Annotated in this window: 21 protein-coding genes; 17 read left to right on the top strand and 4 right to left on the bottom strand. The window is 53.7% G+C overall.

What is annotated here, in order from left to right; translation table 11 throughout:
- The first annotated feature begins 4 nt into the window (after positions 1–4).
- The 6 genes from FJ147_08610 to FJ147_08585 all read left to right on the top strand — a co-directional run bounded on the left by FJ147_08610 (position 5) and on the right by FJ147_08585 (position 4,736).
- Positions 5–469 (top strand): 4Fe-4S dicluster domain-containing protein, encoded by a 465-nt coding sequence (locus FJ147_08610; protein MBM4255944.1) that lies wholly within the window; start codon positions 5–7, stop codon positions 467–469.
- Between the two features lie 121 nt (positions 470–590).
- Positions 591–1,847 (top strand): NAD(P)/FAD-dependent oxidoreductase, encoded by a 1,257-nt coding sequence (locus FJ147_08605; protein ID MBM4255943.1) that lies wholly within the window; start codon positions 591–593, stop codon positions 1,845–1,847.
- 3 nt (positions 1,848–1,850) lie between these two features.
- Positions 1,851–2,108: a MoaD/ThiS family protein gene (locus FJ147_08600; GenBank protein MBM4255942.1), complete on the top strand. Its 258-nt coding sequence runs from the start codon at positions 1,851–1,853 to the stop codon at positions 2,106–2,108.
- 26 nt (positions 2,109–2,134) lie between these two features.
- Complete coding sequence (locus FJ147_08595) at positions 2,135–2,776, top strand: carbon monoxide dehydrogenase subunit G (GenBank protein MBM4255941.1); 642 nt, start codon at positions 2,135–2,137, stop codon at positions 2,774–2,776.
- A 1-nt stretch (position 2,777) separates the two neighbouring features.
- Entirely contained in the window at positions 2,778–3,476 is a 699-nt protein-coding gene (locus tag FJ147_08590) for an ABC transporter permease subunit (protein MBM4255940.1), read from the top strand.
- Between the two features lie 165 nt (positions 3,477–3,641).
- Positions 3,642–4,736 (top strand): ABC transporter ATP-binding protein, encoded by a 1,095-nt coding sequence (locus FJ147_08585; GenBank protein ID MBM4255939.1) that lies wholly within the window; start codon positions 3,642–3,644, stop codon positions 4,734–4,736.
- Between the two features lie 32 nt (positions 4,737–4,768).
- On the opposite strand, the gene FJ147_08580 is transcribed toward FJ147_08585, so the two are convergent.
- The 4 genes from FJ147_08580 to FJ147_08565 form a co-directional block, all read right to left on the bottom strand.
- A complete protein-coding gene (locus FJ147_08580; GenBank protein ID MBM4255938.1) occupies positions 4,769–5,605 on the bottom strand; it encodes a taurine dioxygenase in 837 nt (278 codons plus the stop codon).
- A 98-nt stretch (positions 5,606–5,703) separates the two neighbouring features.
- Entirely contained in the window at positions 5,704–6,783 is a 1,080-nt protein-coding gene (locus tag FJ147_08575) for an LLM class flavin-dependent oxidoreductase (GenBank protein MBM4255937.1), read from the bottom strand.
- A 32-nt stretch (positions 6,784–6,815) separates the two neighbouring features.
- Positions 6,816–7,301: a putative toxin-antitoxin system toxin component, PIN family gene (locus tag FJ147_08570; GenBank protein ID MBM4255936.1), complete on the bottom strand. Its 486-nt coding sequence runs from the start codon at positions 7,299–7,301 to the stop codon at positions 6,816–6,818.
- Positions 7,249–7,497, bottom strand: coding sequence for a hypothetical protein (locus FJ147_08565; GenBank protein MBM4255935.1), 249 nt, complete (start codon positions 7,495–7,497; stop codon positions 7,249–7,251). The genes FJ147_08570 and FJ147_08565 overlap by 53 nt, the downstream gene beginning before the upstream one ends.
- Before the next feature lie 123 nt (positions 7,498–7,620).
- On the opposite strand from FJ147_08565, the gene FJ147_08560 reads away from it, so the two are divergent.
- The 11 genes from FJ147_08560 to FJ147_08510 all read left to right on the top strand — a co-directional run bounded on the left by FJ147_08560 (position 7,621) and on the right by FJ147_08510 (position 20,335).
- Entirely contained in the window at positions 7,621–9,939 is a 2,319-nt protein-coding gene (locus tag FJ147_08560; GenBank protein MBM4255934.1) for a tetratricopeptide repeat protein, read from the top strand.
- Between the two features lie 406 nt (positions 9,940–10,345).
- A complete protein-coding gene (locus FJ147_08555) occupies positions 10,346–12,178 on the top strand; it encodes an electron transfer flavoprotein alpha/ beta subunit (GenBank protein ID MBM4255933.1) in 1,833 nt (610 codons plus the stop codon).
- 101 nt (positions 12,179–12,279) lie between these two features.
- Complete coding sequence (locus FJ147_08550; protein ID MBM4255932.1) at positions 12,280–12,624, top strand: type II secretion system protein; 345 nt, start codon at positions 12,280–12,282, stop codon at positions 12,622–12,624.
- Positions 12,625–12,766: 142 nt separating this feature from the next.
- Positions 12,767–13,372, top strand: coding sequence for a hypothetical protein (locus tag FJ147_08545; protein MBM4255931.1), 606 nt, complete (start codon positions 12,767–12,769; stop codon positions 13,370–13,372).
- A gap of 6 nt (positions 13,373–13,378) precedes the next feature.
- Complete coding sequence (locus FJ147_08540) at positions 13,379–14,794, top strand: hypothetical protein (protein MBM4255930.1); 1,416 nt, start codon at positions 13,379–13,381, stop codon at positions 14,792–14,794.
- On the top strand, positions 14,787–15,266 hold the full coding sequence (locus FJ147_08535; protein MBM4255929.1) for a prepilin-type N-terminal cleavage/methylation domain-containing protein: 480 nt from the start codon (positions 14,787–14,789) through the stop codon (positions 15,264–15,266). Before FJ147_08540 ends, FJ147_08535 begins: the two co-directional genes overlap by 8 nt.
- A gap of 105 nt (positions 15,267–15,371) precedes the next feature.
- Positions 15,372–16,163 (top strand): prepilin peptidase, encoded by a 792-nt coding sequence (locus FJ147_08530; protein MBM4255928.1) that lies wholly within the window; start codon positions 15,372–15,374, stop codon positions 16,161–16,163.
- A 27-nt stretch (positions 16,164–16,190) separates the two neighbouring features.
- A complete protein-coding gene (locus tag FJ147_08525) occupies positions 16,191–16,817 on the top strand; it encodes a dTMP kinase (protein ID MBM4255927.1) in 627 nt (208 codons plus the stop codon).
- 260 nt (positions 16,818–17,077) lie between these two features.
- A complete protein-coding gene (locus tag FJ147_08520; protein MBM4255926.1) occupies positions 17,078–18,727 on the top strand; it encodes a PAS domain S-box protein in 1,650 nt (549 codons plus the stop codon).
- A 110-nt stretch (positions 18,728–18,837) separates the two neighbouring features.
- Positions 18,838–19,527: an EthD family reductase gene (locus FJ147_08515; protein MBM4255925.1), complete on the top strand. Its 690-nt coding sequence runs from the start codon at positions 18,838–18,840 to the stop codon at positions 19,525–19,527.
- A gap of 13 nt (positions 19,528–19,540) precedes the next feature.
- Positions 19,541–20,335 carry an SDR family oxidoreductase gene (locus FJ147_08510; GenBank protein MBM4255924.1) on the top strand — a complete coding sequence of 265 codons (795 nt, stop codon included), beginning with the start codon at positions 19,541–19,543 and terminating at the stop codon, positions 20,333–20,335.
- Positions 20,336–20,707: the final 372 nt, after the last annotated feature.

Genomic DNA, 20,707 nt, shown 5'->3' with positions numbered 1-20,707 from the left:
GGTTATGAAACAAATTGTTGTTTATCAAGAAAAATGTACAGCGTGTCGCGAGTGTGAAGTGTCCTGCTCGTTCTCTCATGAAGGCGCGTTTGTTCCAGCCCTCTCACGTATTAAGGTCGCCGACTTCTACGAAGAGCAGTTCTACCAGCCGATGGTGTGTGTCCATTGCGCCGATGCGCCATGTGCCGCGGTGTGTCCCACTGTAGCGATCCAACGCCAAGCTGATGGGCAGATCAAAGTGATCGATGATCGTTGCATTGGCTGTAAGATGTGTTTGCTTGCCTGCCCATTTGGTGTGATGGGCTTCTCGCCAGACAAAGGCGTGGCGCACAACTGCGATTTTTGCGATGGCGATCCGCAGTGCGTACAGTTCTGCACGCCAGGCGCGTTGGAATTCAAAGACGTTGTCTCAGCGGCTGCACCGGCGAAGCAAAAAGCGGCGGCTGCGCTGGGGTTGCCGCAAACGTAAGAACTAGGGGCTAGGGGCTAGGGGCTAGGGACTAGTTTCCCCTCCCCATAAGCCCCAAGTCTCTAGCCCCAAGTCCCAAGATTTTATGCTCCACACTCTGTGATTAAGTTGGAGACCAGGCATGTCAACAAAATATGTACTGATCGGCAATAGTGCGGCTGCGCTTGCCGCAGTCGATGGCATTCGCAAATTCGACAAACAAGGTGAGATCACGATCGTCAATCGCGAGACCGGCCCGGCGTATTCTCGTGTCGCGCTGCCCTATTATGTCGCTGGCGAGATGACGCTTGATGATCTGTTGATCCGCCAGAAACCTGACTACCAAAAGATTGGCGTCTCACTAGTTGAGAATGAGAACGTCAAAGCGATCAATGCCTCGGCGAAACAAGTCGAGTTAGAAAGTGGCAAGAAGGTCAGTTACGACAAGCTGCTAATTGCAACTGGGTCAGAAACGATCGTGCCGCCGATTCAGGGACTCTCGTCGATACCGCATCACTACTTGTGGACTCTTGAGGATGCGATCGGCATGAAGAAAGCAGCGGAGAGGGCTAAGACCGCTGTTGTCATCGGTGGTGGCTTTATCGGTATGCTTGCAGCAGAAGCACTGCGCAAGTTGAAGATCAAATTGACGATCGTGGAAATGGCACCGATTCTTTTGCCGCAGTTACTCGATGAGGGAGCAGGAAATCTGTTCCTTAAAGCCGTCCGCGATGAAGGTGTGACGGTGAAGACCGGCGCGTTAGTCTCGGCGGTTGCCAAGAAAGGTGACGCCATTGAAGTGACGCTGAAGAGTGGTGAGACTTTCACGGTTGATATGGCCGTGGTCGCGACCGGTGTGCGTCCCCATGCTGCTTTCCTGCAGAGCAGTGGTATTACGCTTAACAAAGGCGTGTTGGTCAACGAGTATCTGCAGACGAATCAAGCTGACGTCTACGCTGCTGGTGATGTGGCTGAGACCAAAGACTTCCTCTCTGCTGATCGTTCGATCTACGCGATCTGGCCGACTGCCATTGATCAGGGCCGTGCGGCTGGCGTGAATATGACCGGCAAGAGGCAGGAATACCCTGGTAGTTTGGGGATGAACGTCGTCGAATTGTTCAACGTGACATTGGCACAGCTCGGACGTTTTCGTGAAGGCCCAGGAGACAGCGTGAAAATGTTGTCGTCCAAGGGCAGTGAAGAGTCATACCGGAAGGTTGTGGTCGATAAGAACGGTACACTCGTTGGTGCGGTCTATGTTGGCGATGAAAATGGTGTAGCTGAGATGGGAGTCATTCACAGTGCGATCAAACGCCGTGAAAAATGGCAAGGCTTCAAAGACGGGCGTCAACCACAATTCACGTATGGTGCAGTGATGCACAACGTGCCGCGGTACTAGACTATGGCAGAAACCGTTACCATTCACGTCAAACTGTTTGCGACCCTGAAGAAACATCTTCCTCCTGGTGAGGAAGGTGTTTCGCTGACCTTACCGACAGGTTCCACTGTCCTCGATGTTATTGACGCACTCAAGATCCCCCACGAACAAGCCACTATGCTGGTTGCGGGCGACACCTACGTCGAGAAAACCACGCCACTCACTGACGGATTGCAGCTCAGCATTTTTCCACCGCTGGCTGGTGGAAGCACGTCTCGTTAGTTTGATCGATCAATCTCACTAGCGAGATGCTCTCGCTACGGTTATCCTCAGTTTTTCTCCGCTATTCTTTGGTAGGTGCAGTTGACAACCGCGAATTCTATAGCTTTCGTTATCGTATCACGATGAAAATCACTGGCACACAAACCTTTCCCGCCCCCCAACAGAAAGTCTGGGAATTCCTCATTGACCCTCAGCGCATCGCCAAATGTTTACCCGGCTGTGAAAAGATGGAGGCTGTGGGTGAGAATGAATACAGCTCGCAGATCAATGTCGGCCTTGCTGCAGTGAAGGGGGTTTACACCGGGAAGATCAAGCTCGATGAAGTCCAGCCACCGGCACATTACAAAATGTTGATCGACGGGAAGGGCAAGCAAGGGTTCATTAAAGGGAGCGGCGCACTTGATTTGGCAGACCAGAACGGCCAGACACTAGTGACCTACAATGGGGATATCCAAATTGGTGGTCCCTTGGCGAGCGTGGGCCAGCGCATGATTGACGGTGCTGCCAAGATGATGATTGGCCAATTTTTTGCGGCGATGGAGGCTGAGATCAAAGCCATGCCGGGAGAGGAGGTGAGGCAGGGCGTTGCCGTCAATTTTTGGCGCTACCTCATCAAACTCATCCGAGAAAAATTAACTGCAGTGTTCCGAAGAGGCGTGTCGGCGTGAGATGGATCTCGTTTTTACCGGCACGAAACATGCCCTGTGGCTACTCCTCTCTGGTGACCCGGAAGTCTGGCGGATTACTTTCCTGTCGTTACAGATCTCACTATCAGCTACTGCGATCAGTATGCTCCTTGGCATTCCGCTGGGAACGTACCTTGCACTGGCTGATTTTCCTGGTCGTCGTCTCGTTCTCAGTCTTGTCAACACAGGGATGAGCCTGCCACCAGTCGTGGTGGGGCTCTTTATCACCATTTTCTTGTGGCGCAGTGGACCACTGGGATTTCTTCGCCTTCTCTACACACCGACAGCGATGATTATCGCACAAGTGGTGATAGCCGCACCAATTGTGACCGGGCTAACCGTTGCCGCGATCCAACAGCTCAATCCGAAACTGCGTCTGCAAATCTTGGCGCTTGGTGCGTCACGGGCACAGCTTGTGTGGTTACTGCTACGTGAAGCACGGCTGCCTCTGCTCGCGGCCATCATGGCCGGATTTGGTGGCGTGATCTCTGAAATTGGTGCCTCGATGATGGTCGGGGGGAATCTTCTTGGTCATACGCGCGTGCTGACGACGGCAACGGTGATGGAAACCAGCAAAGGCAATTTTGAAGTCGCTATTGCACTCAGCATGATTCTGATGTTGTTGATCTTTACAGTCAATGCGATTCTCACGTATACCCAACAGCGACAGCGACCGCTCTGAATTGGGGGTTGGGGGTTAGAGGCTGGGGATTGGTTGAAAAAAGTCTAGGAGGCTAAACGTCTAAGGGTCTAGGAGTCGGTACGTTTGCGGTAGCGTGCGCTGTGCGCACGATTTCCCCAAGAGTCTAAGAGTCCGTAGGGTGGGCACAGCCTACCTCATACGCTGATGAATACCTCACCTCTTCTCACGGTACGAGATTTACGCGTCGAGGCTAGTGACCACGTCCTGCTTTCAGTTCCACATTTCGAGATCGTTCGCGGCGAAGTGCTTGTCATTCTCGGTGCCAATGGTGCGGGAAAAAGTACGCTCCTACAATCCTTGGCATTTTTACGGACCCCGACGTCAGGCAGCCTACAGTTTGATGGTGAGGACGTTTCTTTTCGCGCTCCTGCGTTAGCTCTTCGTCGGCGGTTAGCAGTCGTTTTCCAAGAGCCGCTGTTGTTCGACACGACGGTTGAAGCCAATGTGGCGAGTGGGCTCAAGCTGCGGCAGGTTCCTTCGGCAGTGATCGGTGAACGTGTGTCCCGATGGCTCGAACGACTCGGAATTCATCATCTCATGCATCGCCAAGCGCGGGCGCTTTCTGGTGGAGAGGCGCAACGTGTGAGTTTAGCGCGTGCCTTTGTCCTTGAACCAGATTTTCTGCTCCTGGATGAACCATTCTCAGCACTCGACGCACCGACACGCGAGTCCTTAACCGACCTGTTCCATCATCTTCAACAGCAAACACGAACCACAACACTCTTTGTTACGCATGATCGCCAGGAGGCGTTGCGATTAGCGCATCGCATAGCGGTGATGGAACGGGGAAAAATTCTGCAAATGGGAACACCAGAAGAAGTGTTCAGTCAGCCAGTCAACGAAACGGTAGCGAGCTTTGTCGGCATTGAAACGATTCTGCGTGGAACCGTAGAAGCGCAAACCGAGGGGTTCGCAGAGGTGCAAGTAGACTCCGGGCAACGGATCGCTGTTGCTTCGTCACTCCCGTCTGGAACGAGAGTGACTCTTTGTCTGCGGCCTGAAGAAGTGACGCTCCTTGCCCTGGCTGAATCGGCCACTCCATCCAGTGCACGGAATTATTTCCCTGCGCGGGTGACGCGTGTCATCCCCTGGGGAAGTATGTTTAAGGTGCATTTAGACTGTGGTTTTCCATTGGTCGCTTTTGTCACACGTCCCTCCATTGATATTCTCAATCTTCATGAGGGAAGTACGGTGGCCGCGACGTTCAAGGCAACAGCAGTCCATGTCATTATACGATGAGTTTGCTCGCGCAACCTGCTCTCCGATGAACCTCAAAATGGTTTGTCGCCGTTAATGGTGATCCGCTCCATGCGGCGATACGCGGTGAGGTTGTCTCCCACCACCCGATGTTGGGTGCAGCGATTGTCCCACATCGCAAGCGAATTCATACGCCAACGAAATCGACATGAATGATCTGGGGATTCGATGTGGTGGTACAAGAAGTTCAGTAATGCCGAACTCTCGGCAGGTTTCATATCTTTGATTGACTGTGTGAACGCAGAGTTGACGAACAACGCTTTGCGTCCGGTTTCGGGATGGGTACGAATCACGGGATGTTCGGCTGCAACAATGGTCTCTGCCCGCTTGCCGCCGATGTGTTCAGTTTTGTAATTGTCGCGAGAGAAGGTTCGTGAAGTGTCGTGAATAGCTGTTAAGCCGGAAAGAAAACGTTGCATGATATCTGACAAACTCTCATACGCAGCATACATACTGGCCCACATGGTATCACCGCCGAATTCCGGTGCTGTGACACAACGCAGGACCGAACCGAGTGGTGGGTTGTCCTCAAACGTGACATCGGAATGCCAGGCATCGGCGACAAACGGATGTTTCCCATCACTTTCAAGTACGACAAACTCTGGGTGGCCTTCGTTTTTGAGGGGCTGTAAGAACTGGTGAACATGCAACGTACCAAAACGACGACCAAACGCCTTGTGCTGGTCACGTGTCAGATCCTGGTCGCGGAAGAAGATCACTTGATGTTCCAGCAAAGCCGCGCGGATTTCATCAAATTCGGAGTCATTGATAGTGCCGAGATTGATGCCGCCAATCTCAGCGCCAAGCGCGCCAGCTATGGGGTTCACAGTAATGTGTTGGTACACGGCCATCGCAAGCCCTCCTTTGCCGCGACTCTAGCGCTCAGTCTCGAACAGAGCAAGCAGCGGCGAATTCGTCCTGTCGCCTATTCTCCCATTCCGTTGTGAGTTCAGTACCGTTTCATCACCTGTGTGGCAAAATCGCGGAATACCTTACGAGCGTATTGCCGTGGTGGGAGCAATGTCACTTCTCGTAATCCCATGCGCTCGCCTTGGCGAATTTGGTCAATAACGTCATCAGGTTCACCGACAATCGTGGTGGCGCGAATTGCCTCGGGGGTCACAAAGCGACGCTCGTCAGGCATCATGAACGTACAGTGGCCATTGTGAATTTGCAGATAACGTTTTTCTTCAGGCGTCTTCATTGCTTTGACGTGCGCACAGTAGGGTTCCCAGATGTTGGCAAAAGCCGGAGGAATCACCTCTTCCTTCTTAGTGTGTTGATAGATTTCGTAGAAAAAATGGACCGCACACATTACTTGCGATCCGCATTCGTCGATCACACGATCGGAAGTCAGTTTCTCGCCTGGCTGCAGCACGACCGCGGTGGTCACAGTTGCCGTATGGAATGGAGTTGGTAACGTGCGGCCCTTGCGTACCGCGTGTTCTTGCACGGTACGTAACGGCTCGCGGATGCAGGTTGCATGATCCGTGTAGACAGATATTAGACCGTCACCGTGTTCTGCTGCTGCCCGCAGTGCCAAGGGGCCGTTTGCCGCAACATAGATCGGGATGGGATTGCGCAGGTCAATGAATTCTAAATCTTGATGGAGGAAGCGGACCGCACGCGTCACGCCGTTGTGGGTGTATTCGACTTCCTCACCCTTTAAGAGGGTACGCACGACACGCAGATACTCACGAAAATCCGGGACACGCATGGGCTCCATACCCATCACCCGCATAGCAGTGTGGCCAGTGCCGATGCCAAGAAAAACTCGGCCTGGGGCGATACGGCCAATCGAAGCGATAGAGTGCGCGGTAACCGGTGCGAGCCGCACGCCAGGAATGGAGACGCCAGTGCCGATATGAATGCGCGACGTATTATGCGCGACCAATGCCAACGTCGCATAACAATCCGACCACAGCATTTGTGAGTCAGGAATCCACGCGCGGTCGTAGCCAAGATCTTCCGCTTCTTTGAGTAACTGCCAGTCATCAATTTTCGTGGCGACCATCACGCCAAATTGCATGGGGCACCTCCTGTGGTGTTGAATTGTAAGGGTTATGAATTGACCTCGGTCAGCAGCTCCTGTGGTGTAACAATTTTGAATTTGAACTGGCGACGTTGGGTAATCGTAAGATCGAGCAGGTCACGGTCACTACTAATCAGATATTGTGCTTTACCCACGGCTGCTGTAGCTAAAATGATGTTGTCATCTGGGTCACGGCTAGTCACAAAGCGAGGGCCGAGTCGTACGTGGGTCACGGTCTCTCGCCGTTGCAAGCGCTCAGCGAAACGTTGAATACGCTGCGGCCCAACGTGCAGCCGGGTCAACACCTCAAGATACTCTGCAACGATATCATCGCTGACGACCAGTTGCAGTTTTCGTTGGTCTCTCCATAAACGAAACACTTGCCCGTTGACGGACCTGGATGTACGGCTGAGGTAATAACCAATAATGACATTGGTATCTAAGACCACCGTGATCCGTTCTTTACGAGACGGCACGCCGTTCTCTCTTCCCTCGTCGATACTGGCGCACGAGATCTACGGCGTCTTCTTCCCGGTAACCACTACGCCGGGCGTCACGCTGGATCTCTTCGTCCAATTGTCGGTCTGCCCAAATCTCGAGGCGCTCGCGCATGTAGTCGCTCAGCAGCCGTTCGGGGTTTCGCCGTCGTTGTCGAGCTGCTTTCTGAAATTGATCCCACAGCGGTAACACGGAAAGTAAATCTTTTTTCATTGAGCTTCACCTCTCGAAGCCTACTGTACCGCGTCTGCTGGTGGAGGAAAACTCCATTTTGGCTTCTTTCTGCCCTCCTCTCATTTGAACCTTCTTCACTGTCTGTGGTATGACCCACAAGTGATGGAGCAATGGATCTATAACTTGCAGACGGTCTGGGATTGGTTGTGGAAATGGTGGAGTAGCTTCGGTGCAGGTTTCCGCGATAATTATCTAGCTGATCTTGCTGTTGTTGCTACTCTTGCCGTTCTTGGATTCTTCTGGAAAACGATCGGAGCATTCTTTCATCGTCTTTTGTCACGAACTCTACCTCCTTCACTGCCAACTGTAGAACCTCAGAAAGTTGTCATCGAAGTAAAACCTCCACCAGTTGCTGTTGATACCCCGCCTGCCCATGTTAGAACTCCGGTACCGGTTCGACTTCCCTCAACGGCTGTGGATTTCGTGACACGACGCGACAAAGACGGGCGGGATCTTCTGGAAGTACTAAAAGAAGAGCTATCGCCGCAACGCAATCAGGTTGTGACCTTGTGTGGACCTGGCGGAGTAGGAAAGACTGCTTTGGCGGCTGAGGCGTTTCGACTGCTGATGCCGCAGTTTCCCCAGCGGGTGTGGATCAGTGCTGATGGACGGCCTGACTTTAGCCTGTCAACCTTGTTGGATGCCATTGCCACGCAACTTGGCCAGGAAGACCTGCGCCGACTCAACGAACAAGCGAAAGCTGAGGAGGTGCAGAGGCTGGTCGCGACGACACCGACGTTGCTTGCTCTTGATAATTTCGAGACGGTTTCTCCTGCAGAAAAAATCCGCTGCGCCGAGTGGCTCATGCAATTTGCTCCGTGTCCCGCGTTGATTACCTCGCGCAATCCGGTAGAACGCGCACGGTCGCTGAGTATCCACGCGATGTCACCACCAGAAGCGCAGGAGTTACTGACGCGACTGATTAACAATGCACCTCAGCCACGCGTGTTTGCCAGTGTCGATCGTGATCAGCTTATTCGCGTTGCAGAGGGCAATCCGCTGGTGCTGGAATGGATCGTCGCGCAGATGCGGCGAGCGCAGACTGCAAGCACAGTCCTCGCCGAACTCACGCAAGGCAACGGCGAGATCGCGCAACGGGTGTTCGAGCGTTCGTTCAACTTACCCGAGGTTGGCGACGATGGCCGCGCGACCGTGTTGGCACTGTCACTGTTTGTGCCTGACGCCTCGCATGAGGCTCTGTCTGCGGTTGCCGGTTTCGGCGACGACGTGAGGCGCGTAAACGACGCGCTGAAACCACTGGCTGACTTACGTTTGATCGAAACGACTGAGGATAACCAACGCCTGCTGGTGCAAGGACTCACTCGCGAGCTGGCCAAGGCTCAGCTTGCAACAGAATCTCATGCCCACGATTTTCGTCAACGGTTTGCAGGTTATTTCGTTGAGTACGGGCAAACCTATGGGCAGCCGACGCCGGAAAACCTGGATGCTTTGGAAATAGAGAAGGACAACTTGTTACAGGCTCAGGAAGTCGCAGTGGCGTTGCAAGAGTGGGAAAAAGTGACGGCAATTGCTGATGGAGTGATGTTCGATGGAATAAACGGACTTTTACCCTTGCGTGGTTATTGGGAAGAGGCGATTCGAACTGGCATTCGCGCGCTCGACGCCGCACGGCAATTAGGCGACCAAACTGCTATTGGTCGCTTCACTTACAGGACAGCAATCATGCACCAGCAACGTGGCGAGCTGACGGAAGCGCAGGGGTTGTATGAGGAGAGTCTGCGGATCGCCAAGCAGCTGGGCGACCAGAGTGGGATTGCCAGCACCTTGCATGCGTTAGGGGTACTGGAGCAAAACCAAGGCGAGCTGGCCGAGGCGAAGGGGTTGTATGAGGAGAGTCTGGGGATCAACAAGCAGCTGGGCGACCAGGGTGGGATTGCCATCACCTTGCATCAGTTAGGGAGACTGGCGCAGGGGCAAGGCGAGCTGGCCGAGGCGAAGGAGTTGTATGAGGAGAGTCTGCGAATCAAGAAGCAGTTGGGCAACCAGAGTGGGATTGCCAGCACCTTGCATCAGTTAGGGGTACTGGCGCAGGGGCAAGGCGAGCTGGCCGAGGCGAAGGAGTTGTATGGGGAGAGTCTGCGGATCAAGAAGCAGTTGGGCAACCAGAGTGGGATTGCCAGCACCTTGCATCAGTTAGGGAGACTGGCGCAGGGGCAAGGCGAGCTGACGGAAGCGCAGGGGTTGTATGAGGAGAGTCTGCGGATCAAGAAGCAGCTGGGCGACCAGGGTGGGATTGCCATCACCTTGCATCAGTTAGGGGCGTTGGAAGAAGAAGCAGGAAACAAAACGGCGGCAGGAAACCTCTTTCTCCAGTCGTTAGAAATTTTTGAGAAGTTGAAATCGCCAAATGCAAAAATTGCGCGAAGGTCATTGGCGCGGGTGGAGGGGGAGGGAGAATAGTTGAGAGTTGAGTAATGAAGAGTTGAGAAAGCAAAATTTGAGATTCGAGGTTCTGGTTTGTGAGTTGAGATTTTTCCTTTTCTATGCGAATTGAAGAGTATGGACACGAGCACTGACATTGGCACTTTGATTGTTCGTTCACCTGGCATCTGTGGTGGGCAGCCGCGTATTGCTCTTCGGCTCCTACACGGGGCGGTAGTTATGCCCCCTGGATTCCGGGTCTCGCGCTGCTCGCCCGGAATGACGCCACGCCTTTCCATCCTTCAGACTCAACTTAGTTGACTCCTAGACTCTCAGACCCCCAGACTCCCAGACTTTTTCCCCAGGTCCCATTTTTCGGCTTGACCTTTGCCTAGCGAACAGGTTAGTCTCCTGCCCACTACGGCAGTAAGGAGTCGTGTTCTGCATGAAAACGGTGGTGCTGATTAAACAGGTCCCGGTGGTGTCGGCGATGAAACTCGACCCGGAGACCAAAACCCTCAAACGTGAGGGTGTTCCGTCGGAAGTCAGTTCGTTTGATATACGCGCATTGTTGAAAGCGATCGAATTACGTAACAGTCTCGGTGGTGAAGTCGTTGCTTTGACGATGGGTCCGCCGCAAGCCCAAGCTGCGTTGGAACATTGCTTAGCGCTGGGGGCTGATCGTGGCATCCTGCTGACCGATCGTGCCTTTGCTGGCGCTGATACACTTGCCACTGCTCGGGCATTGGCTCTGGTGTTGAAGCGTGAAGGCTACGATCTCATTCTCTGTGGTCGCCATAGTACAGATGCTGAAACCGGTCAGGTGGGACCGGAAGTCGCGGAACTGCTCGATATTCCCCAAGTCACTGCTGTCGCTAAACTGTCTTTGAATGGTACGACACTGACGGTCGAACGTGAGACTGATAGTGGCTTTGAAACGGTTGAGTGTTCACTTCCCGCCTTGTTATCTGCTACCGAAGACCTTGCACCAGAAAAATTCCCCAATAAAGCTGACAAAGAAAAAGCTAAAGCAAAACCCATCCAGACCGTGACCGTGAGTGATCTTTCGTCAGACCTCTCGCTCTTTGGTGCGGCTGGTTCGCCGACCTGGGTGGAGTCGGTGCAGCCGGTTGAAGTGGTGCGTGAGAAGAAGATTCTTGAAGGCGATCTGCCGACACAAGTGCAGACGCTGGCCCAAGCACTGCTTGCGCGTGGCCTGTATGGCAAATGGGTTGGTGACGATGATGACGCCAAACCCCAAACCTCTAAGAAAGGCAGTGGTGGCAAAGCAGTGTGGGTTATTGCTGAGACGCTCGGCTCAACTTTACGACCGGTGACGCTCGAACTGTTAGGTAAAGCGACTGAACTCTCGACCAAATATGGTGGTGAAGTCGGTGTATTGTTAATGGGTAGTGGCGTCGATCAACATGTCGCGACACTCGCGCTGCATGGCGCTGAGGTTGTCTACTTAGCTGAACATCGTCGCCTCGATCCCTACACGACCGATATTTATACCGCGCTGATGACCAAAGCGATTCAGACGCATCAACCTGGCGTGGTGCTGTTAGGCTCGACTGCCACTGGACGTGATGTCGCGCCACGAGTTGCCGCGCGACTCAATCTCGGACTCACTGGCGATTGCGTTGATCTCGATGTCAACGACAAAGGACAGCTCCTGCAATACAAACCTGCGTTTGGTGGCAATATCGTTGCCCCGGTGCTGTCGCGAACGGTACCTGAAATGGCTACGGTTCGTCCCGGTATGCTGAAAAAAGCCAAGCCTTCTCCAGGGAAACAAGCACGGATTGAAATGCTGTGGCCGGATGACGCTGTCACCAGCCGTGTTACCGTCATCTCGCAAAACAATGCTGACGCTGGCAACGCGGCGGCGCTGGATTCGGCTGATATTGCTATCGGCATAGGCAAGGGCATTGGTGGAGTGGCAAACTTCCCGGTGATCGAGAAACTTGCTGAAGTGCTCGGCGGCGCTCCGTTGGCAGCCACGCGTGACATTGTCGATTTGGGCTGGATACCGCGACAACACCAGATCGGCCTCACCGGTCGGGCGATTTCACCGAAGTTGTATTTCGCTATTGGTATTCGTGGTGCGTTTGAACACACGGTTGGTGTCCGCCGTTCTGGAACGATTGTCGCGATTAACAAGAATGCCAAAGCCTTGATGTTCCAAAATGCTGACTTCGGTATTGTTGGTGATTACGCTGAAGTTGTTCCGTTGTTAACCGCAGCTTTAGCTGAGGCGAAAGCGAAAAAAGCATAACCTGGAAAAGCTGGATGTGGATTTGGATGAAGAGGAGGAGGAACGAAAAGTATAAAACGTAATGCATAAAACGTAATAAAAAAATCAAAGACGTGACCGTCATGAAAAACGCGGGCTTCTCCCTCTTGGAAATCCTTGTCGCCCTGACCGTGTTTTCGATCGCTTCTGTGGCACTGACACTCGGAGTGACTACGAGCATTCGTACGAATGCCACGAGTGAACGTCTCACCCAAGCCACGATCCTTGCCCAAGATAAACTCGAAGCATTGCTCGCTAGCAATCCAACCCTCCTCGCTGGCAGTGATGTTCCTCGCGCTGGGTTTACCCGGACTTGGACGATTCTCTTTGATACTCCGCAGCCAGGAGTTGCACAGGTCAACGTCTCAGTTGTCTGGGCAGACTCCTCACCTCATACCGTTACTGTCTCGACAGTGGTGAATAAGTAACGAGGAGTGAAGTATGTTTCTCGCGTCTAGAATCCAGCGTTCGAGGTCTCAGGGACAGAGTTCAGTCTTGTTCCACGCTTCACGTTCCACGTTCCCTGTCTTCTCTATAGCTTATAGCCTGAAGCCTATAGCCTCTTCTGGCTTGACCGTTCTCGAACTCATCGTCGCTATGGGTGTTGCGGGATTGTTCTACACCGTGCTCTACAGTTTTTATGCCTTACATGCACAAGCCCTGCGAGTGCAGGAAGTAAAGCTTGATCTGCAAGAGAGTAGTCGTTTGGCGATTGACTTTCTCGTCCGCGAACTCCACTTCGCAGGAGCAAGGCCGGTACACGGCGGAACCTGCGCGGGATTTGAACGTCTGACAAATGCCGAGAGTCAACGTATCACCTTGCAGTATGATTATCGTGGTGCGAGCGCAGGATCTGCTCCTGACGGATGTCCGGATGACCCCAATGAACGGATTGTCTATCTCTATGAGCCAGAGACTCAGCTCATCAAGCGCTCTTCTGGTGGTGGTGCGCCACAACCGTTTATCGGAGACGTTCCAGGCGGTGGGTTTCTGCTGCGGTATTTCGATCGTGACGGTACCGAACTTGGTTCTCTACTCAACGCAGACCAACGTGCTGCGGTACGGAGCATTGTTATCACGGTCCGCACCAGTAAGCGTCATCCCGACCCCAACGTTTTTACTCCATTAACCTCGGAACATACCTCCACCGTTTTTCTTCCGAATCCTGCGAGGTAACTTTGTATGCCGCCTGTCAATCGGCAATGGCCACCCACTCTCTCCTCCGAATCCGGTATCGTTCTGCTCACGACCCTCATCTTAATGGTCCTCTTGTTATTTATTGGTGTCAGTGGGCTGGCGTTGAGTCGGACAGATGTCATGATCGCGCGCAACCTTTTGAGTGGCGTACAAACCCTGTGGGTGGCTCGTGCTGGAGCCGAAGTCGGAAGAAACTGGCTCGAAGCGAGTTTCGTACCGGGGACATTACCGGTCACGATCGGTCCCGTCGCATTTGCCAATGGAGTGTACTCCGTTGAGGTTGCAACACTCAGTAACGGGTTGTACCGCTTTACATCTACCGGGCGGGGACCAGAAGGATCACGACGAGTGATTGAAGAAGTCGTTCAGGTGCCGGATTTTAGTCCTTCTGGAGCTGTGACGAGTGATGGCGATGGACTGCACGCTGATTTTGACGATCACGGCAGTGGTGCTGGCCGTCGCATTCCCAGTTTTAGTATCGATGCGCGCAACCATGCCTCTGATGGTTCGTTATCGCCCGATTGTCCTGCCGTCGTCCCGTTTGCGATGACACAAACTGCTGCGCAGGCAGATCTCTTAGCCGCCCTAACAACTTTAAAGCGAGAGATCGTTACGCGTGCGAATACCTTCTGTCTAGCGAGCGGAGGGAGCACTGCTGATGGTACCTGTACGCCGGGATTGTCCTGGGTTCGCGGAACGGCTGCGCTGCCACGTTTTCAGACTGATCCGTGTACCAACACCGACCCAACTTGTTTTGTCAATCTTGATCTTGCCCAAGCAGCCCTCCGGGCTACTGCTCTGCCGCCATCTTCGTACTTACCTCCTGCACCACAGAATCGCGGTCCGTTTACCCCAGCGCCAACAACGGTAGCACCAGTCGTCAAGCTTCTGACCGCTAGCGAACAGACTCGCCTGCGAACCGCACTTGATGCACTCACTCAGCGGATTGCCTCTTTACCGAGTGCGAATACTTTGCATATCACTACCAGTATCAGCTCAGGAACGCATACGTACGGAACTCCTGAGCTGCCGAAAGTCACCATAGTTGAAGATGGAGCCGAAGCCCTTGAAGTCGGCGGTGGCGCGACTGTGAACGGGGTCGGCATTCTCCTGGTGCCACGAGTCGTTCAGTTGAGAAATGCCACGCTGAACTGGCGAGGCCTGGTGGTCATTGTTGACGATGGCGATGTGCGCGCTGACCATGCGGCTGCCTGTGGGCAGATTACAGGGGCGGTGGTGATTCGTGATAATGCGACGCTTGACCGCAAGTTCGATCTCGATCTGGTTGAGGCGACCGGCCTCTGTTCTCCTTTTGCGGTGAATTACAGTTGCGAAGCAACAACCCGAGCCCTGGCATTGTTGGCGCAAACCGTGTCATGGACAGAGAAGTTCGATGGGTAAATCAGACTCTGGCTTCACCCTGCTGGAAATGCTCATTACGCTGACGTTGTTCGGCATTCTGCTGGGTATTCTGACGCTGCAGTTCCGACCACTCCTTGCTCAAACGCATCTGCACGATGCGACGCGGCAGATGGTGGCTAACTTACAATACGTACGCATGAAAGCTGTCTCGCAGAATCGCCGCCTGCGTGTGACCTTCAGAGCTGCACATCACGACTACGTTATCGACAAAGATGAAAACGGTGTCTGGCAACGACAGTTGCTCCATTCGCATGCTGACATCGAGGTTCCTGAGGCGACGATCGCTCTTCCTCATGATGTTCGCATCACCGGGGTCAATTCCGGTGGTGACGTGATCTTTCTCCCTCGCGGTGCCGTCGATGGGGGGATTTCGATTACGCTTGGCACAACGGGCGCAAGCGATACCAAGCGTGTCGTGGTCAACCTTGCTGGTCGCGTGCGAGTGGAATAAAGGGAACACCACAAGTGCCGATATCTGTCGTGAGACTCATTTGCAGCACGGTAAAGAGCTTTCTATACTCTATCTGTAGACTGTTTTCTCTTGACGGGGGGTCAGGTGGCTTTTGCAGCAGAATTTCCCATCACATTTTTGTGTTTCGCCTTTATTTTTGGCGCCTGTGTCGGCAGCTTTTTGAATGTCTGTATTTGCCGTCTACCAGTCAACGAGTCGGTGATTTCCCCACCGTCCCACTGTCGCGCATGCAAGGCGCTATTGCCGTGGCATGATAACCTCCCTCTCCTTGGCTATGTGATCCGGCGCGGACGCTGCGGGTCCTGTGGTGAGAAGTTCTCGATTCGCTATTTCATGGTCGAGCTGTTGACCGGTCTGCTAGCCGTCGCTCTGACCTGGCAGTTCGGTCCGAGCCTCACGACCCTTGGCTATTTTGCCTTTGCTGCTGCACTTGTTGTGATTACTTTTATCGACCTCGACCACCAAATCATCCCTGATGTGATTAGCCTTCCAGGGGTTCTTGCAGGATTGCTCTTTTCTCTCCTATCTCCACTACCGACACTGACGCTCTGGACCTCTTTCATTGGCGCATTAGTTGGCGGAGGGATTCTCCTCGCGGTTGCACTTGGCTACCAGCTATTCACTGGCCGTGAAGGTATGGGGGGTGGGGATGTGAAATTGCTGGCGATGATTGGCGCATTTCTCGGATGGCGCGCGATCCCGTTTACCATTTTCATTGCGTCATTCTTTGGTTCTCTCGTCGGTGTGACAGCCATGATTCGTAGCCGTGCCGATAGTAAGCTCGCACTGCCCTTTGGTCCATTTCTTTCCTTCGGGGCGTTGTCCTACCTGTTTGTCGGCGAACCGCTGATCGCATGGTACCTGGGGTTGTTGTAATACCCATCAGTCGGGTATGCTGCCGTCATGCCCGGCGTGTTTATCTCCTTTGAAGGGGTTGAAGGCTGCGGGAAAAGCACGCAGATACAACTCCTCGCAGAGAGTCTACGGGCGGACGGCCGTGAAGTGGTTGTGACGCGCGAACCAGGTGGAACCGCTCTTGGGCAGATCCTGCGGAAACTGCTCCTTGAACCAGCGACTCCCCTCGCTCCTGGTGCTGAAGTGCTGATGATGCTGGCCGATCGTGCCCAGCATATCCAAGACGTGATAGCTCCTGCATTCAATGCCAACAAAATCGTGCTTTGTGATCGCTTTGCCGATTCGACAATTGCCTATCAGGGGCATGGCCGCAAGATCGACCTCTCTCTCCTTACGCAGCTCAATACGTTTGCGTGTGGTGGCTATTTCCCCACATTAACTTTTGTCCTCGACGTGCCTGTAGCGGAAGGGCTTCGCCGTGCCCAGAAACGCCGCGGTGACGATGCCGCCGATCACTTTGAGGTAGAATCGGTCGCCTTCCATGAACGAGTGCGCGAGGGATTTTTATCCGTCGCTCGTGCCGAGCCTGAGCGTGTACATGTACTTGATTCGACTCGCCCTCTTGAGGTGGTGCGACAGGAAATTGGGACAGCCGTGCGCCAACGTATTGGGTAAGTGTCAGGTCTCATAACATCGCGCACTAAGAATTCGTCGAATTTCTTGGATTTTTGCACAAAAATGAGTACGCGATGTCATGAGACTCGACAGGTAAGACTTACACCGATATCCGTGTTGGGGTTGAAGAGGGTGCTCTACCGAGACAAGATGCAAGTCTCTGACTTGGAACAGGTGACCCTCCAAAGAACTGAGGGTAACGGCTTTCGGAAAACGGTTTACGCCAGCTCCTGTATAGGTAAGGTGGAAAGAAGGGTGAGATGAGCAAGACAGAGAAGCGAGGGGCGAGCCTACGCAAAGAAGATACACCGGTGCCACCGCATGAGGCCGAGGTTCAGATTCACGGACTTCCTTCTGTTCAGATACATTCGGACAAGTTCCATCGGACGATGGTAGAACAGAGTCTGGGGCTCATCTGTGCTCACGATTTTGAGGGGAATTTGTTGTATGTGAACCCCGCGGCGGTGCAAGCGTTGGAGCACCACCCTGAGGCCTGGGTAGGGAAAAACCTCCGTGCGTTTCTTGCGCCATCCTTTCAACCCTTTTTTGACGCCTATTTGCAGCGCATCCGCCAGCACCGCTCTGACGAGGGTTTTCTGCGGGTCGTGACGGCGACAGGTCAGTCGCGCCTGTGGCGGTACCATAATACCTGGTATGAAGAAGAGGCGCGCCCGTTCTATGTGATCGGCTGCGCACAAGATGTGACAGAAGAAGTCCGCCTCCAGCGGGAATTACGGAAAGCCCATGACGAGCTTGAACGACGAGTCCACGAACGCACGGCTGAACTCGCAGAGGCGAATGCGGCCCTGCAGCAGAGTGAGGAGCGATATCGGGGCTTGTTCGAGAATGCCAACGACATCATCGCGACGCTGACCTTAGATGGGATCATCACCAGTGTGAATCGTGCCGCCGAGGCGCTCCTCGGCTGGTCACGGAACGAGCTAATTGGCAAACACTTTCGTGCAGTCAACACTCCGGCGTCGATAGCGCGGGTTGAAGAGCGAACCCGACGGTTCCTGGCTGGCGAGAAGTTGACCTCAAATCTCGAAGTTGAAGTGATCCGCAAGGATGGCAGTGTCGTCCTCCTCGAATGTCGAACCCGTCCGATGGCTGACAAAGATGGGCAACTGATTGGGGTGCAAGGAATTTTCCGTGACATCACCGAGCGTAAACGCCGGGAAGAGCGCCTACGCGATGCTAAAGAAGCCGCTGAACAAGCGGAACGGGCGAAGAGTGATTTGCTCTCTATCTTGAATCACGAATTGCGGACCCCACTCAGTGTGATCCTTGGGTATACCGACCTCTTTCTTGAAGGGACCTTAGGCGCGCCGAATGAAGAACAACGGGGGATTTTGCAACGCTTACATGCGAATGCGTGCAGTGTACTCGATCTGGTGAGCGACGGCTTAAACCTGAGTCGGCTTGAGGCTGGTCGCCTTACTGTGGAGTCCACTGAGGTCAGCATTCCCGAGTTGTTTCGTGCAATCGAAGCCGAGACGGCCACGTTGCGCGAACTCTCTGGACTCCGGTTTTCCTGGTCAGCGGATCGCAACCTGCCGTTGCTGTTATCGGATCCAGGAAAACTAAAAGTGATTGTCAAGAACCTGCTCAGCAATGCGATGAAGTTTACTCGAGCTGGCGAAGTGACGGTTGGGGCACACGCTGACAATGATGCGGTGGAAATCTATGTCAAGGATACCGGCATTGGCATCCCGCAAGAACAACAGTCTGTGATTTTTGAGGCGTTTCGTCAGGGAAGTACCACCAATGTGCGTGGACTGACCGGCGTTGGGTTGGGGCTCTACATCGTCAAACGACTCCTTGATCTGCTGGGGGGAACGGTCAGTGTGGAAAGCGAAGTAGGGAAGGGGTCGACGTTCCGCGTGCGATTGCCACGACGCTCTTCTTGAACAGGAAGCGCTGTTCATAGCAACCCATCTTCTTTCTTTCGCTAAAACTTGCGTCAGGGGTATCCGGTGCAGTATGGTGCAACCTTTATGACCACAAGGGAGGTTGTACCATGGTGAAATGTTTTGCCCTGTTGACCAAGAAAACTGGAACGAGTGACGAACATTTTCATAACCACTGGCGAACGACACATGCGCAACTGGCGCTACGCATTACCAGCTTGCGACGCTATGTGCAAAGTCATTACATTCCTCATGTAAGCGCAAGCTTTGCGGTGGCGCCGTTTCATGGCGCCGCGGAGGTTTGGTACGACGACTTGGCCACGGCTGTCGGTATGCGGACCAACCCACAGTATGTTGAGGGGGCGTATGCCGATGAGCCCAACTTTATCAATCAGTCTGACCTAAAATGGTTGGCGACCAAAGAGCACGCCGTGGTTGCTGGCTCGCCGATTGCCAAAGATGCGCAACTCGTCAAAGGGGTATTTCTGGTCAAACGGAAACCGGGATTGAGTGTCGCCGAATTTCAAGACTACTGGCGTAATAAGCACGCACCGTTGGTACCCCGTACGCCCCATTTGCTCAAGTATGTGCAGTGTCATGTATTGCCGGAGACCTATGAGTCTGAATTTCCCCCCCCATTCGATGGCGTCGCTGAACTGTGGTGGCCAGATCTCGCCAAGTTCAAGGAGTCGTGGGCCTCGAAGGAAATCCAGGTTGAGCAATTGACAGATGCGAAGAACTTCGTTGGTGCCGAAACCTGTGCGTTTCTCGCCCAAGAGAATCGCGTGATTTGGCCGTAAGGGGAGTATCCGTATGGGACAACTACAAGGGAAAGTTGCGCTGATCACAGGTTCAGGACGCGGACAAGGACTCGCTGCTGCCAAGCGCTTTGCTGCCGAAGGTGCGAAGATTGTCATTAACGATCTCGACGAACAGTCTGTGAATGAGGCGCTTGCCGCAATTCGTGCTGCTGGCGGTGAAGCGGTCGGCGCTCTTGGCGATGTCTCGAAGACGACTGATGTGCAGCGTGTTCTCGCGGTCGCCAAAGAGAAACTCGGCGGTCTCGATATCCTCTATAACAACGCAGGCATTGGCTATTCAGCCAACAAACGGTTTGGCGTGGCTATGACCGATATCTTGCATTGTACTGAGGACGACTGGAAACGCATTCTCGATATCAACATCGGTGGAGTGTTCCTCTTCTGCAAGTATGGCATCCCCATGCTGATCGAGCGTGGCGGGGGCGTCATTATCAATACTGCCTCAATCGCAGCGCTCCGCGGTGCTGCGGATGCCCATGCGTATACAGCAACGAAAGGTGCAATCGTGGCACTCACACGTGCACTAGCCGTGACCTATGGACCTAAGGGGGTCCGGGCCAATACTATTTGCCCTGGGGTGATCGATACAGAAATGATTCACGACACGCTGATTGCCCGTAATGAAATTCGTACGGTATTGGCCAAAGGCACGCCAGTGGGTCGTATCGGTACGGCTGAGGACATTGCTGATGTCGCGCTCTTTTTGGCCAGTGACGCATCACGGTTCATCAATGGCGAAGCGATCGCGGTTGATGGTGGACTGATTCATCGGGTTGGAGTTGGGTGAGAAGCGTACGTCGGATGGGCATTGCCCACCGTCTCACTGCTCACTGCACTGCGAGTTATCTACGAGGGACTGATCATGGACAAAAACGTGTTGCTTGACGTGTACAAAACCTCTGTTCTCGCGCGCCGCTTTGAAGCGCGCGTTGTACAAATGGCAATGGCTGGAGAGCTGCCGCCCAGCCTGCACGCAGGGGCGGGACAAGAGATCTGCCAGGCCGCAGCAATCGCCGCGCTGGGGAAAGATGATTAGGCATGGGCAAGAATTAAGTTACCGATTAAGAGCGAGGAAGAAGCGTATAGTTCCAATCGCCATGAAACTTACCGGGTTTGATATTGAGCGCTTGAAACTCATCGTCGGAGACCTGTAGGCCTT

The sequence above is a fragment of the Deltaproteobacteria bacterium genome, from assembly GCA_016874775.1.
Lineage (GTDB): Bacteria > Desulfobacterota > Binatia > Bin18 > Bin18 > VGTJ01.
Note: the sequence above shows the minus strand (reverse complement) of the source record. Positions and strands in the feature narration are given on the sequence as shown.

What these genes read in the sequence shown, in the direction of transcription:
- FJ147_08610 (MBM4255944.1), top strand. Translation starts at nt 5, where the DNA reads ATGAAACAAATTGTTGTTTATCAAGAAAAATGTACAGCGTGTCGCGAG.
- FJ147_08605 (MBM4255943.1), top strand. Translation starts at nt 591, where the DNA reads ATGTCAACAAAATATGTACTGATCGGCAATAGTGCGGCTGCGCTTGCC.
- FJ147_08600 (MBM4255942.1), top strand. Translation starts at nt 1,851, where the DNA reads ATGGCAGAAACCGTTACCATTCACGTCAAACTGTTTGCGACCCTGAAG.
- FJ147_08595 (MBM4255941.1), top strand. Translation starts at nt 2,135, where the DNA reads ATGCTCTCGCTACGGTTATCCTCAGTTTTTCTCCGCTATTCTTTGGTA.
- FJ147_08590 (MBM4255940.1), top strand. Translation starts at nt 2,778, where the DNA reads ATGGATCTCGTTTTTACCGGCACGAAACATGCCCTGTGGCTACTCCTC.
- FJ147_08585 (MBM4255939.1), top strand. Translation starts at nt 3,642, where the DNA reads ATGAATACCTCACCTCTTCTCACGGTACGAGATTTACGCGTCGAGGCT.
- FJ147_08580 (MBM4255938.1), bottom strand. Translation starts at nt 5,605, where the DNA reads ATGGCCGTGTACCAACACATTACTGTGAACCCCATAGCTGGCGCGCTT.
- FJ147_08575 (MBM4255937.1), bottom strand. Translation starts at nt 6,783, where the DNA reads ATGCAATTTGGCGTGATGGTCGCCACGAAAATTGATGACTGGCAGTTA.
- FJ147_08565 (MBM4255935.1), bottom strand. Translation starts at nt 7,497, where the DNA reads ATGAAAAAAGATTTACTTTCCGTGTTACCGCTGTGGGATCAATTTCAG.
- FJ147_08560 (MBM4255934.1), top strand. Translation starts at nt 7,621, where the DNA reads ATGGAGCAATGGATCTATAACTTGCAGACGGTCTGGGATTGGTTGTGG.
- FJ147_08555 (MBM4255933.1), top strand. Translation starts at nt 10,346, where the DNA reads ATGAAAACGGTGGTGCTGATTAAACAGGTCCCGGTGGTGTCGGCGATG.
- FJ147_08550 (MBM4255932.1), top strand. Translation starts at nt 12,280, where the DNA reads ATGAAAAACGCGGGCTTCTCCCTCTTGGAAATCCTTGTCGCCCTGACC.
- FJ147_08540 (MBM4255930.1), top strand. Translation starts at nt 13,379, where the DNA reads ATGCCGCCTGTCAATCGGCAATGGCCACCCACTCTCTCCTCCGAATCC.
- FJ147_08535 (MBM4255929.1), top strand. Translation starts at nt 14,787, where the DNA reads ATGGGTAAATCAGACTCTGGCTTCACCCTGCTGGAAATGCTCATTACG.
- FJ147_08525 (MBM4255927.1), top strand. Translation starts at nt 16,191, where the DNA reads ATGCCCGGCGTGTTTATCTCCTTTGAAGGGGTTGAAGGCTGCGGGAAA.
- FJ147_08520 (MBM4255926.1), top strand. Translation starts at nt 17,078, where the DNA reads ATGAGCAAGACAGAGAAGCGAGGGGCGAGCCTACGCAAAGAAGATACA.
- FJ147_08515 (MBM4255925.1), top strand. Translation starts at nt 18,838, where the DNA reads ATGGTGAAATGTTTTGCCCTGTTGACCAAGAAAACTGGAACGAGTGAC.
- FJ147_08510 (MBM4255924.1), top strand. Translation starts at nt 19,541, where the DNA reads ATGGGACAACTACAAGGGAAAGTTGCGCTGATCACAGGTTCAGGACGC.